Annotated in this window: 19 protein-coding genes and 1 tRNA gene; 9 read left to right on the top strand and 11 right to left on the bottom strand. The window is 37.8% G+C overall.

Features of this window, described 5'->3' with window-relative positions; translation table 11 throughout:
• The first annotated feature begins 6 nt into the window (after positions 1-6).
• The 4 genes from EIB73_RS10760 (at position 7) to EIB73_RS10745 (ending at position 2,822) form a co-directional block, all read left to right on the top strand.
• Complete coding sequence (locus tag EIB73_RS10760; RefSeq protein WP_125025275.1) at positions 7-204, top strand: hypothetical protein; 198 nt, start codon at positions 7-9, stop codon at positions 202-204.
• A 188-nt stretch (positions 205-392) separates the two neighbouring features.
• Positions 393-785, top strand: coding sequence for a hypothetical protein (locus EIB73_RS10755; protein WP_125025274.1), 393 nt, complete (start codon positions 393-395; stop codon positions 783-785).
• A 293-nt stretch (positions 786-1,078) separates the two neighbouring features.
• A tRNA-Val gene (locus EIB73_RS10750) sits at positions 1,079-1,153 on the top strand.
• A 133-nt stretch (positions 1,154-1,286) separates the two neighbouring features.
• Positions 1,287-2,822 (top strand): YifB family Mg chelatase-like AAA ATPase, encoded by a 1,536-nt coding sequence (locus EIB73_RS10745; protein WP_125025273.1) that lies wholly within the window; start codon positions 1,287-1,289, stop codon positions 2,820-2,822.
• Positions 2,823-2,838: 16 nt separating this feature from the next.
• Here the strand turns inward: EIB73_RS10745 and EIB73_RS10740 are convergent, their stop codons facing one another.
• A complete protein-coding gene (locus EIB73_RS10740; RefSeq protein WP_125025272.1) occupies positions 2,839-3,948 on the bottom strand; it encodes a DUF3078 domain-containing protein in 1,110 nt (369 codons plus the stop codon).
• 151 nt (positions 3,949-4,099) lie between these two features.
• On the opposite strand from EIB73_RS10740, the gene EIB73_RS10735 reads away from it, so the two are divergent.
• From EIB73_RS10735 to gdhA, 3 genes are all read left to right on the top strand, one after another.
• Entirely contained in the window at positions 4,100-4,870 is a 771-nt protein-coding gene (locus EIB73_RS10735) for a rhomboid family intramembrane serine protease (protein WP_125025271.1), read from the top strand.
• A gap of 28 nt (positions 4,871-4,898) precedes the next feature.
• Complete coding sequence (dprA, locus tag EIB73_RS10730) at positions 4,899-6,008, top strand: DNA-processing protein DprA (RefSeq protein WP_125025270.1); 1,110 nt, start codon at positions 4,899-4,901, stop codon at positions 6,006-6,008.
• 184 nt (positions 6,009-6,192) lie between these two features.
• Positions 6,193-7,551: an NADP-specific glutamate dehydrogenase gene (gdhA, locus tag EIB73_RS10725; RefSeq protein ID WP_125025269.1), complete on the top strand. Its 1,359-nt coding sequence runs from the start codon at positions 6,193-6,195 to the stop codon at positions 7,549-7,551.
• Between the two features lie 194 nt (positions 7,552-7,745).
• Here the strand turns inward: gdhA and EIB73_RS10720 are convergent, their stop codons facing one another.
• The 3 genes from EIB73_RS10720 to EIB73_RS10710 form a co-directional block, all read right to left on the bottom strand.
• A complete protein-coding gene (locus EIB73_RS10720) occupies positions 7,746-9,293 on the bottom strand; it encodes an IS1182 family transposase (RefSeq protein WP_125026051.1) in 1,548 nt (515 codons plus the stop codon).
• A 104-nt stretch (positions 9,294-9,397) separates the two neighbouring features.
• Positions 9,398-9,688, bottom strand: coding sequence for a hypothetical protein (locus tag EIB73_RS15060; protein ID WP_164467882.1), 291 nt, complete (start codon positions 9,686-9,688; stop codon positions 9,398-9,400).
• A gap of 104 nt (positions 9,689-9,792) precedes the next feature.
• On the bottom strand, positions 9,793-10,284 hold the full coding sequence (locus tag EIB73_RS10710; protein WP_125025267.1) for a YkgJ family cysteine cluster protein: 492 nt from the start codon (positions 10,282-10,284) through the stop codon (positions 9,793-9,795).
• Positions 10,285-10,499: 215 nt separating this feature from the next.
• On the opposite strand from EIB73_RS10710, the gene EIB73_RS10705 reads away from it, so the two are divergent.
• Positions 10,500-10,883 (top strand): group III truncated hemoglobin, encoded by a 384-nt coding sequence (locus EIB73_RS10705; RefSeq protein ID WP_125025266.1) that lies wholly within the window; start codon positions 10,500-10,502, stop codon positions 10,881-10,883.
• A 49-nt stretch (positions 10,884-10,932) separates the two neighbouring features.
• Here EIB73_RS10705 and EIB73_RS10700 read toward each other — a convergent pair whose 3' ends face one another.
• From EIB73_RS10700 to EIB73_RS10690, 3 genes are all read right to left on the bottom strand, one after another.
• The gene (locus EIB73_RS10700; protein ID WP_125025264.1) at positions 10,933-11,853 is read right to left on the bottom strand and encodes a glutaminase; all 921 of its coding nucleotides are present in this window, start codon (positions 11,851-11,853) and stop codon (positions 10,933-10,935) included.
• Between the two features lie 87 nt (positions 11,854-11,940).
• The gene (gene hflX, locus EIB73_RS10695; protein WP_125025262.1) at positions 11,941-13,161 is read right to left on the bottom strand and encodes a GTPase HflX; all 1,221 of its coding nucleotides are present in this window, start codon (positions 13,159-13,161) and stop codon (positions 11,941-11,943) included.
• A gap of 99 nt (positions 13,162-13,260) precedes the next feature.
• Positions 13,261-13,695 carry an META domain-containing protein gene (locus EIB73_RS10690; protein ID WP_164467881.1) on the bottom strand — a complete coding sequence of 145 codons (435 nt, stop codon included), beginning with the start codon at positions 13,693-13,695 and terminating at the stop codon, positions 13,261-13,263.
• Between the two features lie 224 nt (positions 13,696-13,919).
• On the opposite strand from EIB73_RS10690, the gene EIB73_RS15355 reads away from it, so the two are divergent.
• Positions 13,920-14,129, top strand: coding sequence for a GNAT family N-acetyltransferase (locus EIB73_RS15355; RefSeq protein WP_125025259.1), 210 nt, complete (start codon positions 13,920-13,922; stop codon positions 14,127-14,129).
• Positions 14,130-14,217: 88 nt separating this feature from the next.
• Here EIB73_RS15355 and hemE read toward each other — a convergent pair whose 3' ends face one another.
• The 4 genes from hemE to hemA are packed head-to-tail and all read right to left on the bottom strand — an operon-like array spanning position 14,218 to position 18,181.
• The gene (hemE, locus tag EIB73_RS10680) at positions 14,218-15,246 is read right to left on the bottom strand and encodes a uroporphyrinogen decarboxylase (protein WP_125025257.1); all 1,029 of its coding nucleotides are present in this window, start codon (positions 15,244-15,246) and stop codon (positions 14,218-14,220) included.
• 46 nt (positions 15,247-15,292) lie between these two features.
• Positions 15,293-15,967, bottom strand: coding sequence for a uroporphyrinogen-III synthase (locus EIB73_RS10675; protein ID WP_125025255.1), 675 nt, complete (start codon positions 15,965-15,967; stop codon positions 15,293-15,295).
• A 38-nt stretch (positions 15,968-16,005) separates the two neighbouring features.
• A complete protein-coding gene (gene hemC, locus EIB73_RS10670) occupies positions 16,006-16,929 on the bottom strand; it encodes a hydroxymethylbilane synthase (RefSeq protein ID WP_125025253.1) in 924 nt (307 codons plus the stop codon).
• On the bottom strand, positions 16,907-18,181 hold the full coding sequence (gene hemA / locus EIB73_RS10665; protein WP_125025251.1) for a glutamyl-tRNA reductase: 1,275 nt from the start codon (positions 18,179-18,181) through the stop codon (positions 16,907-16,909). The genes hemC and hemA overlap by 23 nt, the downstream gene beginning before the upstream one ends.
• Between the last annotated feature and the right edge of the window lie 182 nt (positions 18,182-18,363).

The raw sequence follows: 18,363 nt of genomic DNA, 5'->3' as shown, positions 1-18,363 counted from the left end.
AAGATAATGGATAAGAAAAACTCAAAGTGGACTATTGTTTTCTGGCTTGTAACAGGACTTGCAATACTTCAATATATTTTTATTGTGGTACCCCGCATTCAAGATAATCCTGATGTTGGTGGAGCTTATATTCTAGGAAGCATTATACCCAATGCAATTATGATATTCATCTTTTGGATGATAAAAAGGAAAGCAGAAAAATAAATGACTTACTATATCGTGTGTGATCTTTATGATTTTGTGGAAATATATCGCAATCAAGAAGGGCATTTAATTATTTGAACAAATAAATAATAAGTTTAATTGTTGACACTGGCTATTAGTGACTTACTAAATCTTATAAATGCAATCACCCATTCAATAAATAAAATTTAAAGCCATAACTAAGGGAGATGATGGAATATGCTGTTTTGTATGAAACTGGTGACACGGGGTGCTTTCTTGGGAAGTTTAGGAAGTATCATGAAGCAGATTTACTGTTTGATAAGATTGTGAAAGATTTATCACAAACCATTCAAAATCAAAGTGTAAAAGACACTTTCTTTGAAATGTATGCTGTTTTTCAAATACCAGCCTTATGCATGGAATATGATAGATATAAAATAACAAACCATAAAAATCAGATACTTAAACCCAAAATGATTTGGAGTACACCAGATTACTGTTTATACATCGTAAAAACTTGTAATGACTTTAATGTAAACAAATTGAAACGAGCTCGAAATCATTTTTTCCACGAAGAAAGCAAATATTTCGAAGGACAAATCAACTTAATAATGAATTAGCAAAATAAATAAAATATGAAAAATATAAGAACAATCTTGTCATTGGCAGTAACTACTATAGGCTTTGAACAATATATTTGAAGATAAAAACAACCTTGCTTATGGCAGTCCAAAATTAATTAGTCAACTATTTCCGAAGTGATGCAAAAAAATTAAAAAAGGCATGCTTTTAGGAATACAATAGCAAGCACAAACTGATAAGTCACTAATTACCAATCAACAAAGACAATAGGTTCGAATCCCTCAGGGCCCACCCAAGAAACCTCAGTTTATTCTGAGGTTTTTTTAATTAAGGGCGGTTAGCTCAGTTGGTTTAGAGCGTTGCGTTGACATCGCAGAGGTCGCTGGTTCGAACCCAGTATCGCCCACTTATAAAAATCTTGCTTTTTAGTGAGATTTTTTGCGTTTATTCACCCTTCTTTCATTTACGTTTGCAGTTCCACCCCATTCTTTTACCGGAGATTGATATTTATTTATTAAATTTAACTCAAAACACAGCCTATGTTAGTAAAAGTTTACGGGAGCGCGATACACGGAGTTTCCGCTCAGACCATCACCATTGAGGTCAATGTAGACACAGGTGGCGTAGGATACCATTTAGTTGGCCTTCCCGATAATGCGATCAAAGAAAGCAGTTACCGGATCTCAGCAGCTTTGAAAAACATTGGTTTTAAAATCCCGGGCAAAAAAATCACCATCAATATGGCGCCGGCAGATTTGCGCAAAGAAGGTTCGTCTTATGACCTGAGTATCGCTTTGGGTATTTTGGCAGCCTCCGAGCAGATTAATGCGGAAAATATCGGCGATTATATTATCATGGGAGAATTGTCACTCGATGGCGGTTTACTGCCCATAAAAGGAGTATTGCCGATTGCCATTAAAGCAAAAGAGGAAGGATTTAAAGGGATTATTTTACCAAAGCTCAATATTCGGGAGGCCGCGATTGTAAGCGATCTTGAAGTTTACGGTATTGACAATATTAAAGAAGTAGTTGATTTTTTTAATGAAGGAATTCCGCTGCAAAGAACCACGATCGATGTACGGAAAGAGTTTCAGGAAAAAATACATCATTTTCCCAATGACTTCTCGGAGGTTAAAGGTCAGGAAACAGCGAAACGCGCTATGGAAGTTGCCGCGGCAGGTGGTCACAACATCATTCTCATTGGCCCGCCTGGAAGCGGTAAAACGATGCTCGCGAAGAGAGTTCCGACCATATTACCACCTTTGACGTTGCGGGAAGCGCTGGAAACCACAAAAATTCATTCGGTGGCGGGCAAAATAGGAACAGAAACCTCTTTGATGACCGTTCGTCCTTTTAGAAGTCCACACCATACGATTTCAGATGTCGCACTGGTGGGAGGAGGCAGTTACCCGCAGCCCGGAGAGATTTCCCTGGCACATAACGGCGTATTATTTCTGGATGAAATGCCGGAATTTAAAAGAACGGTACTCGAAGTAATGCGACAACCGTTGGAAGACCGCGAAGTGACGATTTCAAGAGCGAAGTTTACCGTAAATTATCCCGCCAGTTTTATGTTGGTGGCAAGTATGAACCCGAGTCCGAGTGGTTTCTTTCCAGATGACCCGAACAACACGTCTTCTCAGTTCGAAATGCAGCGTTACATGAATAAACTATCAGGACCGTTACTCGATCGAATCGATATTCATATTGAAGTTCAAAAAGTAGAGTTCGAACAGCTTGCCGACAAAAGAAAAGGGGAACAAAGCGATGCGATTCGGGCCCGGGTATTAAGAGCCCGGGATATTCAAACAAAACGATATCAAAATTCCGATATTCATTATAATGCTCAAATGGGACCTCGCGACATTGAAAAATTTTGCGAACTGGACGAAACTTCGAAAACCCTCATTAAAAATGCAATGGAAAAACTGAACCTTTCCGCAAGAGCTTACGACCGGATTTTAAAAGTCGCCCGAACTATTGCTGATCTTGAAGGAGCACCGGAATTAAATTCTGCACATATTTCCGAAGCGATTCAGTACCGAAGTTTAGATCGCGAGTTCTGGAATGTGTAAACGTGACTTTGCCGCTCTATTTAGCTATGAAAGGCTTAATCATCTTTTTATTCTTCTCCTTGATTTCAAAACCAAAGTTATATAAGAATCCAACGCCAAGAGATTGCTTCATCTGCAGTTTTTGTAATTGATCGTGGTCGTAAAGAAGATCAAGACTCACCGTCGTGGTAATGAATTTATTAAATTTAAAGTTGAGCGTTCCGTTGTAAGAAATATCAACACGTTCCGGATGGAAAATGTAGTTGCTAAAGAAATTGACCTGATTCACAAAGCTGATATCTTTTAAAATTTTAACCCGATACAGAACGTTCACCAAGGCTCCTAATTCCGACCGTATCGACTGTCCATCTTTTTCTAAACCATACCGCCCTGCTTTCTGCAGATAAGGATCCGTCACAAAAGTAAATTTACCATTGACCGGACGAAATATGACTTGAAAGTTTTCATTCGGATTGTACAAGATCCCGACCCCGGCGTAAAGATATCCCGGCGACATAAATCTGGAAATACGGTCTTCAAAGGTAGGATCCGGAGTTTCACTATAATTATAACCGGCTGAAAACTGAGAAAGAAACTGAAATCCTGTGGACAGATAAAAATTCTGACCCACATCGTAACCGTAATTACTCATCAAATTAATATAATCTTCTGTCTTTCGGGAAGATTCGCCCTCAGCTGCCACAAAACCGTAACCCAACTGAATATTATTATCTAAAAAATTTCGGCCGTTTTTATAACTGATGGTATAGTTTACTTTTCCAATGATTCCAATGTTATTATTCCCTCCGGAGTTCCAGTTGGAAAATGAAGACTGATTAAAAACAACATTATTCTGACCGTAATAAAACCACTTGATCGGATCTTTAAGCTGTAAAATATTGTACGGAGTTACGGGAATATTTTCTTCCTGATCAGCAAGAGGAATTCTGTTACGAATAACAATAGTATCTTTAAAATGAACTTCAAACTTCTCAAACTTCGGATCAGCCAGACTGTCTAAGTTCAGCGCAACGGCATTCCAGCTATTTTGGGAAATGGAATCAATTTCAGCCGCGACCTCAGTATTCTTCTGCGAGAAGAGATTAATGGAATAAAGGAATGAAATAAAAAGTAACATCTTTCTCATAGTTGGCAAATTTAAGACAAACAATTATATCTATAAAATGGTTTTTAGAATTGATTTCTTACTTTTTGGCTGATTTTATTTATTTTTATTAAATTATTTAGCCATAATTGCTTGAAATTAATTTTGGTTACAACTTTGACCAAAAACATTTATGTTCAAAAACGCTATAAACTATAACGCCGTCCTTTACGCAGTCCTCATGGTTGCGGCGATGTGGTTGGGGTTTTTACTGCAGAATCTGGGTTGGTTCAGCGGATGTTCGGGTGCAATTATTCCGTTGAGTCCCTACGGATTGAAAGGCATTTTTCTATCTCCATTTCTGCATGGTGGACTGGAACATATTTTTGGTAATTCGGTTCCCATCTTTGTCTTGATCTTTCTGCTTTTTCAATTTTATCCTTTCATTGCAAAAAAAGTTTTTTTCCTGGGTTGGATACTGACCGGATTTCTGGTCTGGCTTCTTCCTTCCATTGACATTTACACAGGCGACTACAACCAAGTCTGTATTATCGGTGCAAGTGGAATTGTTTACGTTCTCGCATTTTTTCTTTTCTTCAGTGGTGTTTTTCGGTGGAATACCAAATTTCTTACCGTCTCCATGGTGGTGGCATTATACTACGGAGGTTTAGTATGGGGCGTCTTACCGGAAGAACTGTTCTCTCACCTTGCAGAACCCAGCAGAATTTCCTGGCAGTCTCACCTCTCCGGAGCGGTCATTGGGATCATCATGGCCTTTATGTTTCGGAAAGCGGGGGAGCGAAAAAAAAAGTACATCTGGGAATTCCCAAATTATTACAGCGAAAAAGACGATAAACTTTGGCAGCAATACAAAGAGAATCACCCCGAAGATTTTTTGGAACTTCCCTATAAAAAGAAAGACAATGTTTGGGAACACTTAGATGAAATCCGAAAAAATGGATAATTTTTGATAAATTTGGTAAAACAACTTTATGCGTTCCGAAGAAGTACTTTACGCTCTTGCATTGCGACATTGCCCATTGATCGGAGATATCATCTTCCGAAAGTTGGTGGCAGAAGTAGGCTCGGCTAAAGAAGTTTGGGAACTTTCAAAATCCGGATTGCACGATATATTTGGGATCGGTAAAAAAATCGCGTCAGAAATAGGAAATCCTGTTCACCTACAATTTGCCGAAAATGAAATGGCGTTCTGCGAAAAACACAACATCACTATTAATTTGCGTCACTTGGGAGAACTGCCTTCCCTCTTAAATGAGTGTGAAGATGCACCCGCCATTTTATATCAAAAAGGAAAATATAATACTGCCTTAAAACCAATAAGCATTGTAGGAACACGCAATATGACTTCCTATGGAAAACATTTCATTAATGAATTTCTGGAAGCGGTTAAAACCCAACAGGTTCAAACGGTAAGTGGCTTGGCATTGGGAGTTGACGCTGAAACGCACTTTACTTCAATCGAAAACAAAATTCCTACCGTTGCTGTTTTAGCCCACGGTTTTCATACGCTTTATCCGTCGAAACACCGAAAACTTTCTGAAAAAATACTGGAGGAAAATGGGGTGCTTTTTACCGAATTTAACACTTCACAAAAGCCGGATCGCGAAAATTTCATTCAGCGCAACAGAAATATTGCCGGTTTAAGTCCTGCAACCATTGTCGTAGAAACGGCTTTTGGTGGCGGATCCATAAGTACCGCAACTTTTGCAAACAATTATAACCGGGAAGTTTTTGCATTACCTGGAAAAATTACCGATAAATACAGCCAGGGATGCAATCAACTTATTTATCAAAATAAAGCTACAGTAATATCAACGGTTCCCTCGCTCATTGATCAGTTGGGATTCCGCGCTGAAACTGAAAAAACAGGTGAACTTTTCCCAAATTCAGAAATGAAGATCCTCTTACCTGATCATCAGCAACTAATTCTAAATCAATTGCATAAGTCCACGCCTTTTTCTTTAGATGAGATTTCCGCTCATTTAAATATTCCTACTTATAAAATTTTACCTGATTTGCTTCATTTGGAAATGATGGGCTACATAAGAGCACTTTCGGGCAGACAATATTTGGCATTGTGATAAATAAGCGTTTTTAAAAATATACTATTTTCATACATTACTTGAGCTTTTAATAAGGTTAATGTATAAAATTTTGTTTTAATAAAACAAAAACTTAAATTAATTAAACATTCCTAAAATATTAAACTTTTTATTGTCGGTTTTAAAAAAAAAGTAAATTTGTTACAACAATATCAGCCCATTTATGGAACACAATAACGTAGAGCAAAGAATTCAGGAATTTATCGACAAAATTGAATCTAAAAATCCCCACGAGCCAGAATTTCTACAAGCGGTAAAAGAAGTTGCTTACACCGTAATTCCTTTCATAGCCACTCGTAAAGAATATGACGGAATGAAACTCTTGGAAAGGATGGCAGAACCAGAAAGAACCATTATTTTTCGCGTTCCTTGGGTAGATGATTCGGGAGAAATTCAGGTCAACAGAGGATTTAGAATCCAGATGAATTCTGCAATTGGTCCTTATAAAGGGGGAATCCGTTTTCATCCAACCGTGAATTTATCTGTTTTAAAGTTTTTGGCATTCGAGCAAACATTTAAAAACTCTTTAACTACGCTACCTATGGGTGGCGGAAAAGGAGGTGCAGATTTTGATCCACAAGGAAAATCCGACATGGAAGTGATGCGTTTTTGCCAGGCATTTATGACGGAATTGTGCAAACATATCGGTCCTGAAACCGATGTTCCTGCTGGAGACATTGGCGTAGGAGCAAGAGAAATCGGATATTTATTCGGTCAGTATAAAAAAATCAGAAATGAATTTACCGGCGTACTTACCGGAAAAGGAATTGCATATGGTGGATCATTGATCCGCCCGGAAGCAACAGGATATGGCGTCGTTTATTTCTGCGAACAGATGTTGAAAACCGTAGGAGAAAGTATTAAAGGTAAAACCTTTGTGGTTTCCGGTTTCGGAAACGTAGCTTGGGGGGTGATTAAAAAAGTTACAGAACTGGGTGGAAAAGTAGTCACTATTTCCGGACCTGATGGTTATGTATACGATAAAGACGGAATTGACGGTGAAAAAGTTGATTATTTATTACAACTTCGTTCTTCCGGAAATAACAGAGCCGAAGATTATGTGAAGAAATTCCCAACTGCAGAATTTTTTGCAGGAAAACGGCCGTGGGAAGTAAAATGTGATGTTGCAATCCCGGCAGCTACACAAAATGAATTACTACTCGAAGACGCTAAAGCTCTAGTTGCGAATGGAGTAATGTGTGTAACTGAAGCAGCTAACATGCCCTCAACACTGGATGCGATCAACTATTTCTTAGAAAACAAAGTATTGTTTTCTCCAGGGAAAGCTTCCAACGCCGGCGGTGTTGCCACATCCGGTTTGGAAATGACTCAGAATTCCATCCGACTGAACTGGACCTCTGAGGAAGTTGATGCCCGACTGAAAGAAATTATGATTGGTATTCACAAAGCCTGCAGAGATTACGGGAAAGAGGAAGACGGCTACGTCAACTATGTAAAAGGAGCAAACATTGCCGGATTTGTAAAAGTTGCGGAAGCCATGTTAGCACAAGGCGTTGTATAAAAAAAAATAAAGTCGGAGGTATGCTCCGACTTTTTTAATAAAACCTGTCCCGGGATAATGGGAAAAAAAAGTAAAGTGAAAGGATGAAGCCGTCTCAAAATAAAATTTGAGGCGGTTTTTTTATTTTCTGTTGTAAAGCGTTAAATTTTGATTATTTGTGATTTTTGCACATTAGGATAAAAATGTGCTCTTACTTAAGCACTCTTTTTTCTTAGATTGTGTGCTAAAGCGTGTAATCCGAACTCTAATTCCACTTTTTCTATTCCTTTGTGTGTAAAACGCTTGAAGTTCCGATTGGATTTGATATGTGCAAAGACGGGTTCTACATCCGCCGTGCGTTGTTTGCGTTTTATTTCTCCGATTTCACTCAAGATGTTTTCCCGAACTCTCTCCTTATGCCGTTCTAAATTTTGGTTGCGTTCTATTATTCTGTTTCCCTGGGCTTTATGGCAAGCCCCTCGCAGCGGACAACCGGTGCAGTTTTGAGCCTGGTACAGTGAACTTGTCTGAGCATAACCGCTTTTTGTTTTTCGATTTCGGTTGGTGATTTTATTCATCGGTTGCCCCATCGGACAGATATACTGATCGTTCTCTTCGTTATAATAAAGTTTATCGCGGTGAAAGTCTTCGTTGATTTTCTTTCTTTTCGATTTTAAAATACCCTGTTCCTTATCGAAGGTGTTGTATTTTACGAAGGTTTCTATATTTTTCTCTTCCAGAAAATCATAATTTTCTTCACTGCCGTAACCAGCATCAGCAGTAAGTTCTTCCGGCAAAAACTGATAAAGTTCTTCAAAAGTATTGAGATGTGGTTTAAGCGTATTTAAATCATTGGTGGTTTGGTGTAAAGTATAATGAATAACAAACTGGGATTCAGAACTTACCTGCACGTTGTAGGCGGGTTTAAGTTGACCATTCTGCATATGATCATCTTTCATGCGCATAAATGTGGCATCGGGATCGGTCTTACTATAACTGCCACGTCCGTCCAAAACCTTTTCCTGCTCCTGGTACTTATCCAGGTTCTGAGAAAAATTCTTTTGAATGTATCTTAATTTTGCCTTTGCTTTGGTGGATGCCTTCGGGTTTTTGCTGATGATCTCTTCTATTTTCTTGGCGGTCTTCTCTATTTTATCTTTATCGATGGTTTTAAACTCCGGTGGTGTAGGATCGCTGTCTTCTTCCTCAGCAATGCTTTGGGCATAGTTCCACATTTGTTCAAGTTGTTCTGCCATCTTCTCTTTTCTGGTTTTAATGGCATTGCCCCAAACGAAGGTATATCTCCCGGCAATAGACTCTATCTTAGTTCCATCGGTAAAAACTTCTTTCAAGCTAACGAGTCCTTCCTCTGCTAATAACAGGACGACCTGTTTGAAAATGTCTTTGAAAATAGTCTTGAGTTTCTTGCTCCGAAAACGTGCGATGGTGTTATGGTCTGCGACCTGTTGAGCGGACAACCACATAAAATTAATATTCTCACGCATCGCTTTTTCGATCTTCCTGCTGGAATACGTATTATCCATATAAGCGTAAACCATCACCTTAAGCATCATCTTGGGATGAAAGCTCGGTTTGCCATCTTTACTATACTCTTCAATGAGCAATCGTAAATCCAGTTGTTCAATAATTCCATTAACGACCCGAACGGGATGATTTTCTGGAATCAATTCCTCGATTGATGGTGGGAATAACCAATTTTGTTGCTGGTTATAATCTTTAAATTTAATACTCATATAATTGATTATCAATACTTAAAGATAGTAAAACCCTTTAAAACTGACAAATGTTAAACACAGAAAAAACCGCCTCAGTATTGAGACGGCTTCTTTTTTATACTTCAGGAAGTTTACTCCATTTGTTTTCTTGCCTTTTTTACTTTTTTAGTTTCCGGGGAAGCTTCTGCTTCTTTTTTTGCATTCATTTCCGCAGTTTCCATTTCTTTCATTTTTACATTTTCTGCCTCCATCTCAGCGGCCTTGGCTTCTGCTGTGGAATCCATTTTTACCGACATCTCATCCTGCTTAACGGTATCAGTTACTGGTGCTTGCTGTAAAGTATTTTCGTTCTTCGTAGTTTGTGCCGTAGCGAAGGTAATTCCTCCTGCAATAAGCACGATTGCTAACAATGACTTTTTCATAATGATGTAATTTTAAGTTAATGATACCACCATAACGAAGAATTTTAGGCAATTGCATAGGAGCGACCAAAGTTTAACGAACTTTATAAAAGTTTAAGAAAATGCTACTTCTTTGTTAAATTTTCCTTCATTTTCTCTACAAATTCATAAGCAGCAGGACATATCAAGGTGTTTTTCAGCGTAAGATGGTTGATCTGATAGATTTTCTTCCGGTCGGTATGCGGAAATTCACGACACGCTTTGGGACGGACTTCGTAAATAGAACACGTATTATCATCAGCTAGAAACCAACAGGGAAGATTTTGCAAAACTTTATCCTGATCTTCATCGGTTTGTAAAAATTTCTGCTCGAAATCTGAAACTTTCATTTTCAAATGTTTAGCAATCCTCTCGATGTCTTTTTCTGTAAAAAGTGGTCCGGTCGTTTTGCAGCAGTTGGCACATTGCAGACAATCTATTTTCTCAAAAACCTGTTCATGGGTTTCCTGCACAAGATAATCCAGATTTTTTGGAGGTTTTTTCTTGAGACTCTCCAGGAATTTTTTGTTTTCTTTCTGTCTTAACAGAGCCTGGTTTTTATAGAATTCTAAATTCATTTTGCAAAAGTAAGTGAATTTACTTTTTAAATCAGAACTTTCTAAAGATGCAAGACTGCGGCCGAGATAGAAGTGGTTACCCCGCAAGGAGCCAGCGGAACGAAGTGGAGCTGGCGACTGAGGAGTAGGAACGGATAGCGCGAATTGTCCGCCCAAATATAAATGAGTGACCGAAATCATAAAGGCATGCTGAAATTTTTGAGTAATTTTGAAGTATGAAAAAATTAGAGTCGCGGCAGGATATTGAAGATTTGGTGAATGGTTTTTATGCGAAAGTGCAAAAAGACGAAACGATTGGATTTTTCTTCAGTGATGTTGCAAAGGTTGATTGGTCGCATCATTTGCCGAAAATGTATTCGTTTTGGGAAACGCTTTTGTTTGGGCAAATTTCATACAAGGGAAACCCTATGGCTGTACACTTTCCCATTAATTCTGAGGTTCCGATGGAGAAATTTCATTTCGACCACTGGATTAAATTGTGGACCGAGACCATAGAAGAAAATTTCACTGGAGAAATGGCAGATCTTGCCATATATAAAGCCAGAAATATTGCAAATCTAATGGCTCACAAAATGGAAATGGCGCGGAAAATGAAGTAATGGCGCTGACGACTCCGCTTACTTCATGGATCGATAATATTGCTAGACACTAGAAAATAGTTTCGCCTGTGAGTGTGGTGAATTTCTCGAGAAACTTCATTCCACGGTAGGAATTTCCTTTCGGATTCAGTTTCGGGCTCCAAACAGCGATGCAATATTTCTGCGGTAGAATAGCGATAATTCCTCCTCCAACTCCACTTTTTCCGGGTAAACCAACCAGGAAGGAAAACTCCCCAGATTCATCATAAAAGCCACAGGTTAACAAGATGGCATTAATCCTTTTGGCTTTAAGAAAAGGCAAAACAGAAGTGTTATCCGATGGTTTTTTACCGCCATTTGCCAGATATAAAAAACTCTTGCTCAACTGTTCGCAAGTCATTTCTATAGAACAAAGATGACAGTAAAGATCGATAACTGCAGTTGGTCGCTCGTGAATATTTCCAAACGATTTCATGAAATTACACATGGCCGTATTTCTGAAACTGTTTTCCATTTCACTTTGAGCGACCTTTTCATTAAAGAAAATCTCATCATCTTCCGCAAGATTGCGAATAAATTCGAGCATTTTTTCTTTCGGCTTATCGCAGATCTCCAATAATATATCGCAAATAACCAGCGCACCGGCATTAATAAAAGGGTTTCGCGGAATTCCGTGGTCAGCCTCTAATTGAAGTAGAGAATTAAAGGGATTTCCGGAAGGTTCCACATCAACTCTTTTCCAGAGTTTTTCTCCCAGTTCTTCATAGACATAGGACAACGCAAAAACCTTAGAAATACTTTGAATAGAAAATTTTTCCTGAAAATCACCGCATCCGAAAGAGTTATCGTTTAAATCTGTATAATTAACTCCAAACTTATTCTCCTCAATACAGGCAATCTCAGGAATGTAATCCGGCACTTTTCCAATATTTTCCTGAGTCAAAATTTCAGCGTAAACTGTTGAAATAACTTTTTGGTAATCTGCATTCATCACGTAAAAATGGGATTTATTTTGGAATTAAAAGTAAAAAAAATGCTTAAAATAAATTAAGCATTTTTAAAATAGTAAGCTTTTGCTTTATTCTTCTATTTGTTCCTCTTCATCATGATATTCAAATAAGAAATCATTGTAAGGGAATCTTGCAGTATGAATTTTCAAAACCTCATCATAGATCATTTTCTTCATTTCAGGGAAGTTCTCTTTGTTTAAAGCAGAAATAAAGACGGTCGGAAACTGAGATTTAGACATCCAGGTCTTTTTCCATTCATCCAGAGAAATGTTCTTTCTGGTTTCCGGCGTTAGATCATCTTCTTCTTTTTTCTCGTACGCAAATGCATCAATCTTGTTGAAAACCATAATCATCGGTTTTTGATGTGCATCAATCTCCATTAATGTCTGATTCACGGAGTTGATGTGATCTTCAAAACTCTCGTGCGAAATATCAACGACATGAATCAAAAGATCAGCTTCCCGAACTTCGTCCAGAGTTGATTTAAAACTTTCCACCAACTGGGTCGGAAGTTTTCTGATAAATCCAACGGTATCCGTTAATAAAAAAGGCAAATTTCCTATGACGACCTTTCGAACCGTGGTATCCAAAGTTGCGAACAGTTTGTTTTCTGCAAAGACGTCAGATTTAGAAATTGCGTTCATCAAGGTAGATTTTCCAACATTGGTATAACCGACCAACGCCACACGCACCATTTTCCCACGGTTCTGTCTTTGGGTTGCCATCTGTTTATCGATGGTTTTTAATTTCTCTTTTAATAAGGAGATCCTGTCGCGAATAATCCTTCTGTCGGTCTCAATTTCGGTTTCACCGGGACCACGCATTCCAATTCCCCCTTTTTGCTTATCAAGGTGAGACCACATTTTGCTCAGTCTTGGGAGTAAATACTGATACTGAGCCAGTTCTACCTGCGTTCTTGCGTAAGAAGTTTCGGCTCTTTGTGCAAAAATATCCAGAATTAAATTGGTTCTGTCCAAGATTTTAACTTCCATTTCTCTTTCGAGATTCTTTAATTGAGAAGGTGAAAGTTCATCATCGAAAATCATGGTTCCGATGCCTTTATCCTTTACATATTCTTTTATTTCCTGGGCTTTTCCACTACCAATAAAGGTTTTGGAATCTGCCTGTGTTAATTTCTGAGTGAATCTTTTATCGATGGTTGCTCCGGCTGTTAAAGCCAAAAATTCGAGCTCATCCATATATTCGATGAGCTTTTCTTCACTTTGATTTTGCGTAATTAAGCCGACTAAAACGGCTTTTTCGTATAGATGTTCTTTTTTGTCTAGCATAAATTTCCTTGTGGCATTTGTACAAAGATAATACTTTGATCTTGCCCATTAAAAAATCTCAGATAAATATCGGAGATTGAAGTTATTATAGTATAATTTTTAATCCCAGTCTGAAGCGACGAATTTCATTACTTTTCCACTTGAGTTGCTTAGAGTAAGGTAATGTCCCTCAACTTTATAATTGGTCATCGTTGGCAATTCTTTTCCGAAAGCCTGTTCTAAGTCCATCGCTCTGTCACAAAACATCATGGTACTTCCTATTTCAGAAAATTTTACGGTTCCATCTACATTAAAGCTGACCTTTCCAAACATATTATTACAGCCCATATTTGCAGAAAATTGATTTGTTTTTTCTTTATTAGAAAGATCCAGACGTGCTTTGTTGCTCGTCATTACATCCTTGCTAAAATCCTGAAATTCAACCAACATCCATTCTCTTTGAATGTTTTCCGGTGCATTGGTTTTTTGGGTGGTACAATTTGCCAGTATTAGCAGTCCGAAAATGGCAATAAAGCCCGATATTATTTTTTCCATTTTTAATTTTCTCTTCCAATCCCATTTCTGTGCCATCAATTTTCTACATTGAATAGAATTACCTTCACAACAAAAAATCCACTTTTCTTTAAACCAACGACTCACAACTAAATTTCTACCACAATTTAAACGGTTAGGCTATTGGAATTTTCTCATCCGTTTAAAAACAGACGGTACCAAAATAGGAAGCATAGGGATTTCTGCGCGGGCAGGTTTAGAGGTTCATGATATCGGTTTTTCATTTTTTACCTCATTTTAAAGGCAAAGGATTCGGTTTTGAAGCGGCTTCCAAACTACTGGAAACTTCATTTTCCGAACTGGGATTAAAGAAAATATCTGCTATAACGACAAAGGAAAATGTGGCCTCTCAAAAACTCATCATAAAATTGGGTTCTTATATCAGTCCGTTGTTCGTCTACCGCATGAGGATGTAGACTTGTTGTTTATGAAATAGAAAATTATCAATAATAAAAAAGAACGTTTCATGTGAAACGTTCTTCTAGATATTTTAAGCTCAAACCTTTAGTTCGGTTTCCAGTCGACTACAGCTCTAATAAATGCTTCTGCATTTTCCAGAGGAATATTGGGTAAAATTCCGTGTCCCAGATTTGCAATATAGCGGTCTTTGCCAAAACGGTTGATCATTTCATTCACCATTTTCTTTATGGTTTCAGGAGAAGAGTTCAATCTGTTTGGATCAAAATTCCCCTGTAATGTCATGGTGTGATTGGTTAACGTTCTCGCCAACTCCGGTCTGATCGTCCAGTCAACTCCTAAAGCCGAAACTTTTGATAAAGTCATTTCTTCTAGAGCAAACCAACAACCTTTACCGAAAGCAATCACATGAGTTAAAGGACTTAATGCTTCAACAATTTGATTAATATATGGCCAGGAGAAAATTTGATAATCATCCGGTGATAAAGAACCACCCCAAGAATCAAAAATCTGCACTGCAGAAACGCCTTTCTCCACTTTCCTTTTCAGATACGCAATGGTAGTATCAGTTATTTTCTGTAATAATAAATGGGCCGCTTCTGGATTTCTAAAACAGAAACTTTTTGCAACATCCCAAGCTTTTGATCCTTTCCCTTCAACGCAATAGCAAAGGATTGTCCAAGGTGAACCGGCAAAACCAATAAGTGGAATATCGTTATCTAATTTATGAAGCGTCATTTCAATTGCATCGAAAACATACCCTAAAGTATCATTAACATCAGGAACTTCAATGTTTTGAACAGCTTCTAAAGTACGGATCGGATTTTCTAACCAAGGTCCAATGCCTTCTCTCATCTCGAAGTCCATTCCCATGGCTTGCGGAACAACTAAAATATCAGAGAACAATATCGCGGCATCCAAAGGATATCTGCGAATCGGCATCATGGTAATTTCCGACGCCAGTTCCGGGGTACGACATCTGGTGAAGAAATCATAATCATCACGCATGGCACGAAATTCTGGCAAAAATCTTCCGGCCTGTCGCATCATCCATACTGGTGGACGTTCTACCGTTTCACCTCTTAATGCCTTTAGATATAAATCATTTTTAATCATAATCTTAAAATAAATTCCGGATCTGAGTCCTAATATATAGGAAGCTTTATTTGCCTTCCTGTTTTATGAGTTTGAGCAAAGCACTTAAATCATTGTCTTTGCCTATAAATATTTTTTGTGAAGTATGCTTCATCACTTCGGAAGCTGTAGTTTCTCCGATGGCAAAAATCTGTTTAAAATTCAAGGGATTATTTGCTACAAAACTACGTACACCGCTTGGAGAGAAAAATGCGATGGCATCGAATTCCTCTTCCACTTTCGGATAGATCAGTTCGGTTTCGTACACGACTACTTTTTTATAGCCAATATTTTGAAGGGGTAATTTTTCCTGAAGAATGTCCAAGGCCAGGTTGCCACAAAAATGAATGAACTTTTCTTTGCCACAATTTTCAATAATGAATTCCGAAAGTTCCTTCGCGTTTTTCTTCATTTTGAAAACGCCGAAGCCGTGTTTACGCAACTGGATTTTGGTCTTTTTACCAACACAGTAAATTTTGTTAAAATTTCTTTCTGCAAAATTATCCTGAGGTTTAAAACCATTTTTAAAGAAGGCTTCTACTCCATTAACGCTCGTAAAAATCAAGGATTGACTCTTTAAAGGAAACGAGGGAATCTGTAGAAAGTTGATCTTGATGACTTCTAAAAAAGAAGGATGAAACCCAGCTCCTAACTGTGTTGCCACCTCATTTTGGTCAAGTTTTTTTGTAAAAAGAATTTTCATTAAAAATAAATAATCCGTAAATACTACACTATTGCTGCTTAGGAGATCTGGCTTTTAATCTCTTCCATCAATTCTCTGCCGCCGTTCTCTAAGACTTTTTCCGCCATTGCTTCTCCGAAGTTCTCATGTTCGTTCCACTTAAAAATCTCGTCGGTTTCGATGCAGTTCTTCCCATCCAATGAACATAATCTTCCGATAAAACGCACTTCGTCTTCTTCATTAATCTCTGCAAAAGCGCCAATTGGGGCAGTACAACCTCCTTCTAAAGTTTGAAGAAAATTTCTTTCAATATCAATGCATATTCTGGTATCCCGATGATCAACTTCTTTAAACAACTCTATAATTTCCTCATCATCAGATCTTCCGCAAACCGCGACAACGCCTTGAGCTGGCGCAGAAATCATCATCGAAAGATGTTCGTATTCAACAGGTAAACCCATTCTTTCAATGGCTGCCAACGAAAACAAAGTCGCATCGAATTCCTGATCTTCGAGTTTTTGTAACCGTGTTTGTACATTACCGCGAATATCGAAAAATTGCGTGTCTGGATACGTTTTTGCCCAGAAAGCACGTCTTCTTAAACTGCTCGTCGCAATTTTTAAATCATGAAGTTCTTTATTTTTAGCACCTGCACTGCGAACCAAAACATCTTGCGGATAATCACGTTTAAGCACGGCAATGATCTCAATATTTTTTGGTAATTGTGTTGGTATATCTTTTAAAGAATGCACCGCGATATCAACTTGTTTGTTGAGTAAGGCAATATCTAAATCTTTAGTGAAAATACCGGTGATTCCCATGGCATAAAGCGGTTCTGTCAGATTTTTATCTCCTGAAGAAACGATCGGGGTAATGTCGGTTTTATAATTTCTGTTTTGCAAATTTCGGGCTACTTCCCTGGCTTGCCATAAGGCGAGTGGTGAGTTTCTCGTACCTATTTTAATGCTTCTCATTGAACTCATTATTTGGTTGTTCTACTAAAATTTCATGCATTAATTTGCTAATCTCCTCTGCTTTCCAGGGATTATCGATAATATATTTTGCGAAACGGTTGGTAATTTTCTGAATCATTTTATCAGAAAGTTTCATATCATTCACATCTACATACTTATGTTTCTTGTGAATATTATGCATTTCGTTACGCTCCATATTTTTCAATACGGCTTTGAAATGATGAATGTTCGGTGCCAGTTTGCGTTTTTTCTCCCATTCCAGGAAATCTTTCGTCATCTCTTTGATGATTTCTTCCGCTTTGGGAATTTCCTTTTGACGCTGCATCATTGTTTCGTTAATGTGAAGCGAAAGCTGATCAACATCAACCAAATTTACATTGGTGTTTTCGGTAATATTCTTCTCTACGTTGTTTGGAATGGACAAATCAATTACCAAAGTTTCCTTTCCATTCGGAAAATGAGTTTTGTTGATAATGGGATGCTGTGCTCCAGTAGCGACGATTAAAATATCTGTTTTGCTCAATTCCTCCTGGAACTCATCAAATTCAATATAGGGAATTTTATACTTTTCGGCGATCTTCTCTGCTTTGTCGGAAGAACGGTTTGCAATTTTCACTTTGGGTTTGTAAACATGCTTCACCAGATTTTCTACCGTATTCTGGCCAATTTCACCAACGCCTAATAAAAGGATATTTTTATCTGAAATTTGAACCTGATTTTTTAAAATATAGTGAACTGCTGCATAAGAAACCGACGCGGCACCGTTTGATATTCCGGTCTCATTCTTAATTCTTTTCGAGATTTGAATCGCGGAGTTGATGGCGCGCTCCATAAATGGATTTGAATATCTTTTTTCTTTTCTGAAACGGTGATAGGCATTTTTGATCTGACCAATGATTTCGAAGTCTCCGATAATCTGACTTTCTAAACCTGCCGCAACGCGGAACAGATGATTCAGGGCCTCCTCATGTTTTAAAATATTCACATACTGCATGAAATCTGTAAGACTTACGCCCACAATTTTACAGTATAATTCCGCTATTAAGAGATAATTTTGAGTTGTGGTATAAATTTCTGTACGGTTGCAGGTAGAAACCACAAAAGCATCTCCCAAATTCAAATCATGAATTTGGTTAACAAAAAGTTTTACATTGTCATCAAAAAAGGCAAATTTTCCCCGTGTTTCGGCATCTGCTTTTTCAAAACTGATGCTGAGAACGGCGAAATTACTCGTTTTGTGAATGTTCGTATCCTTAATCATAGACCAACCGCAAATTTAAGATTTTAAATTGACTTGGTGAAGCTTCTAATATATGAAGATTATCATCAAAATCAATGATGTAGCTTTAGTGGTTTCTAAATTTACATTAATAATGAAATATTTTAACAATTAAAAAGTTATGAGAGAATAATTAGGAATTTTAATAAAATTTTAACCAAAAA

Origin of the sequence: Kaistella carnis, assembly GCF_003860585.1 — a bacterium.
Classification (GTDB): Bacteria; Bacteroidota; Bacteroidia; order Flavobacteriales; family Weeksellaceae; genus Kaistella; species Kaistella carnis.
The sequence above is the reverse complement of the archived record's forward strand: the minus strand, read 5'-3'. Positions and strand labels throughout refer to the sequence as shown.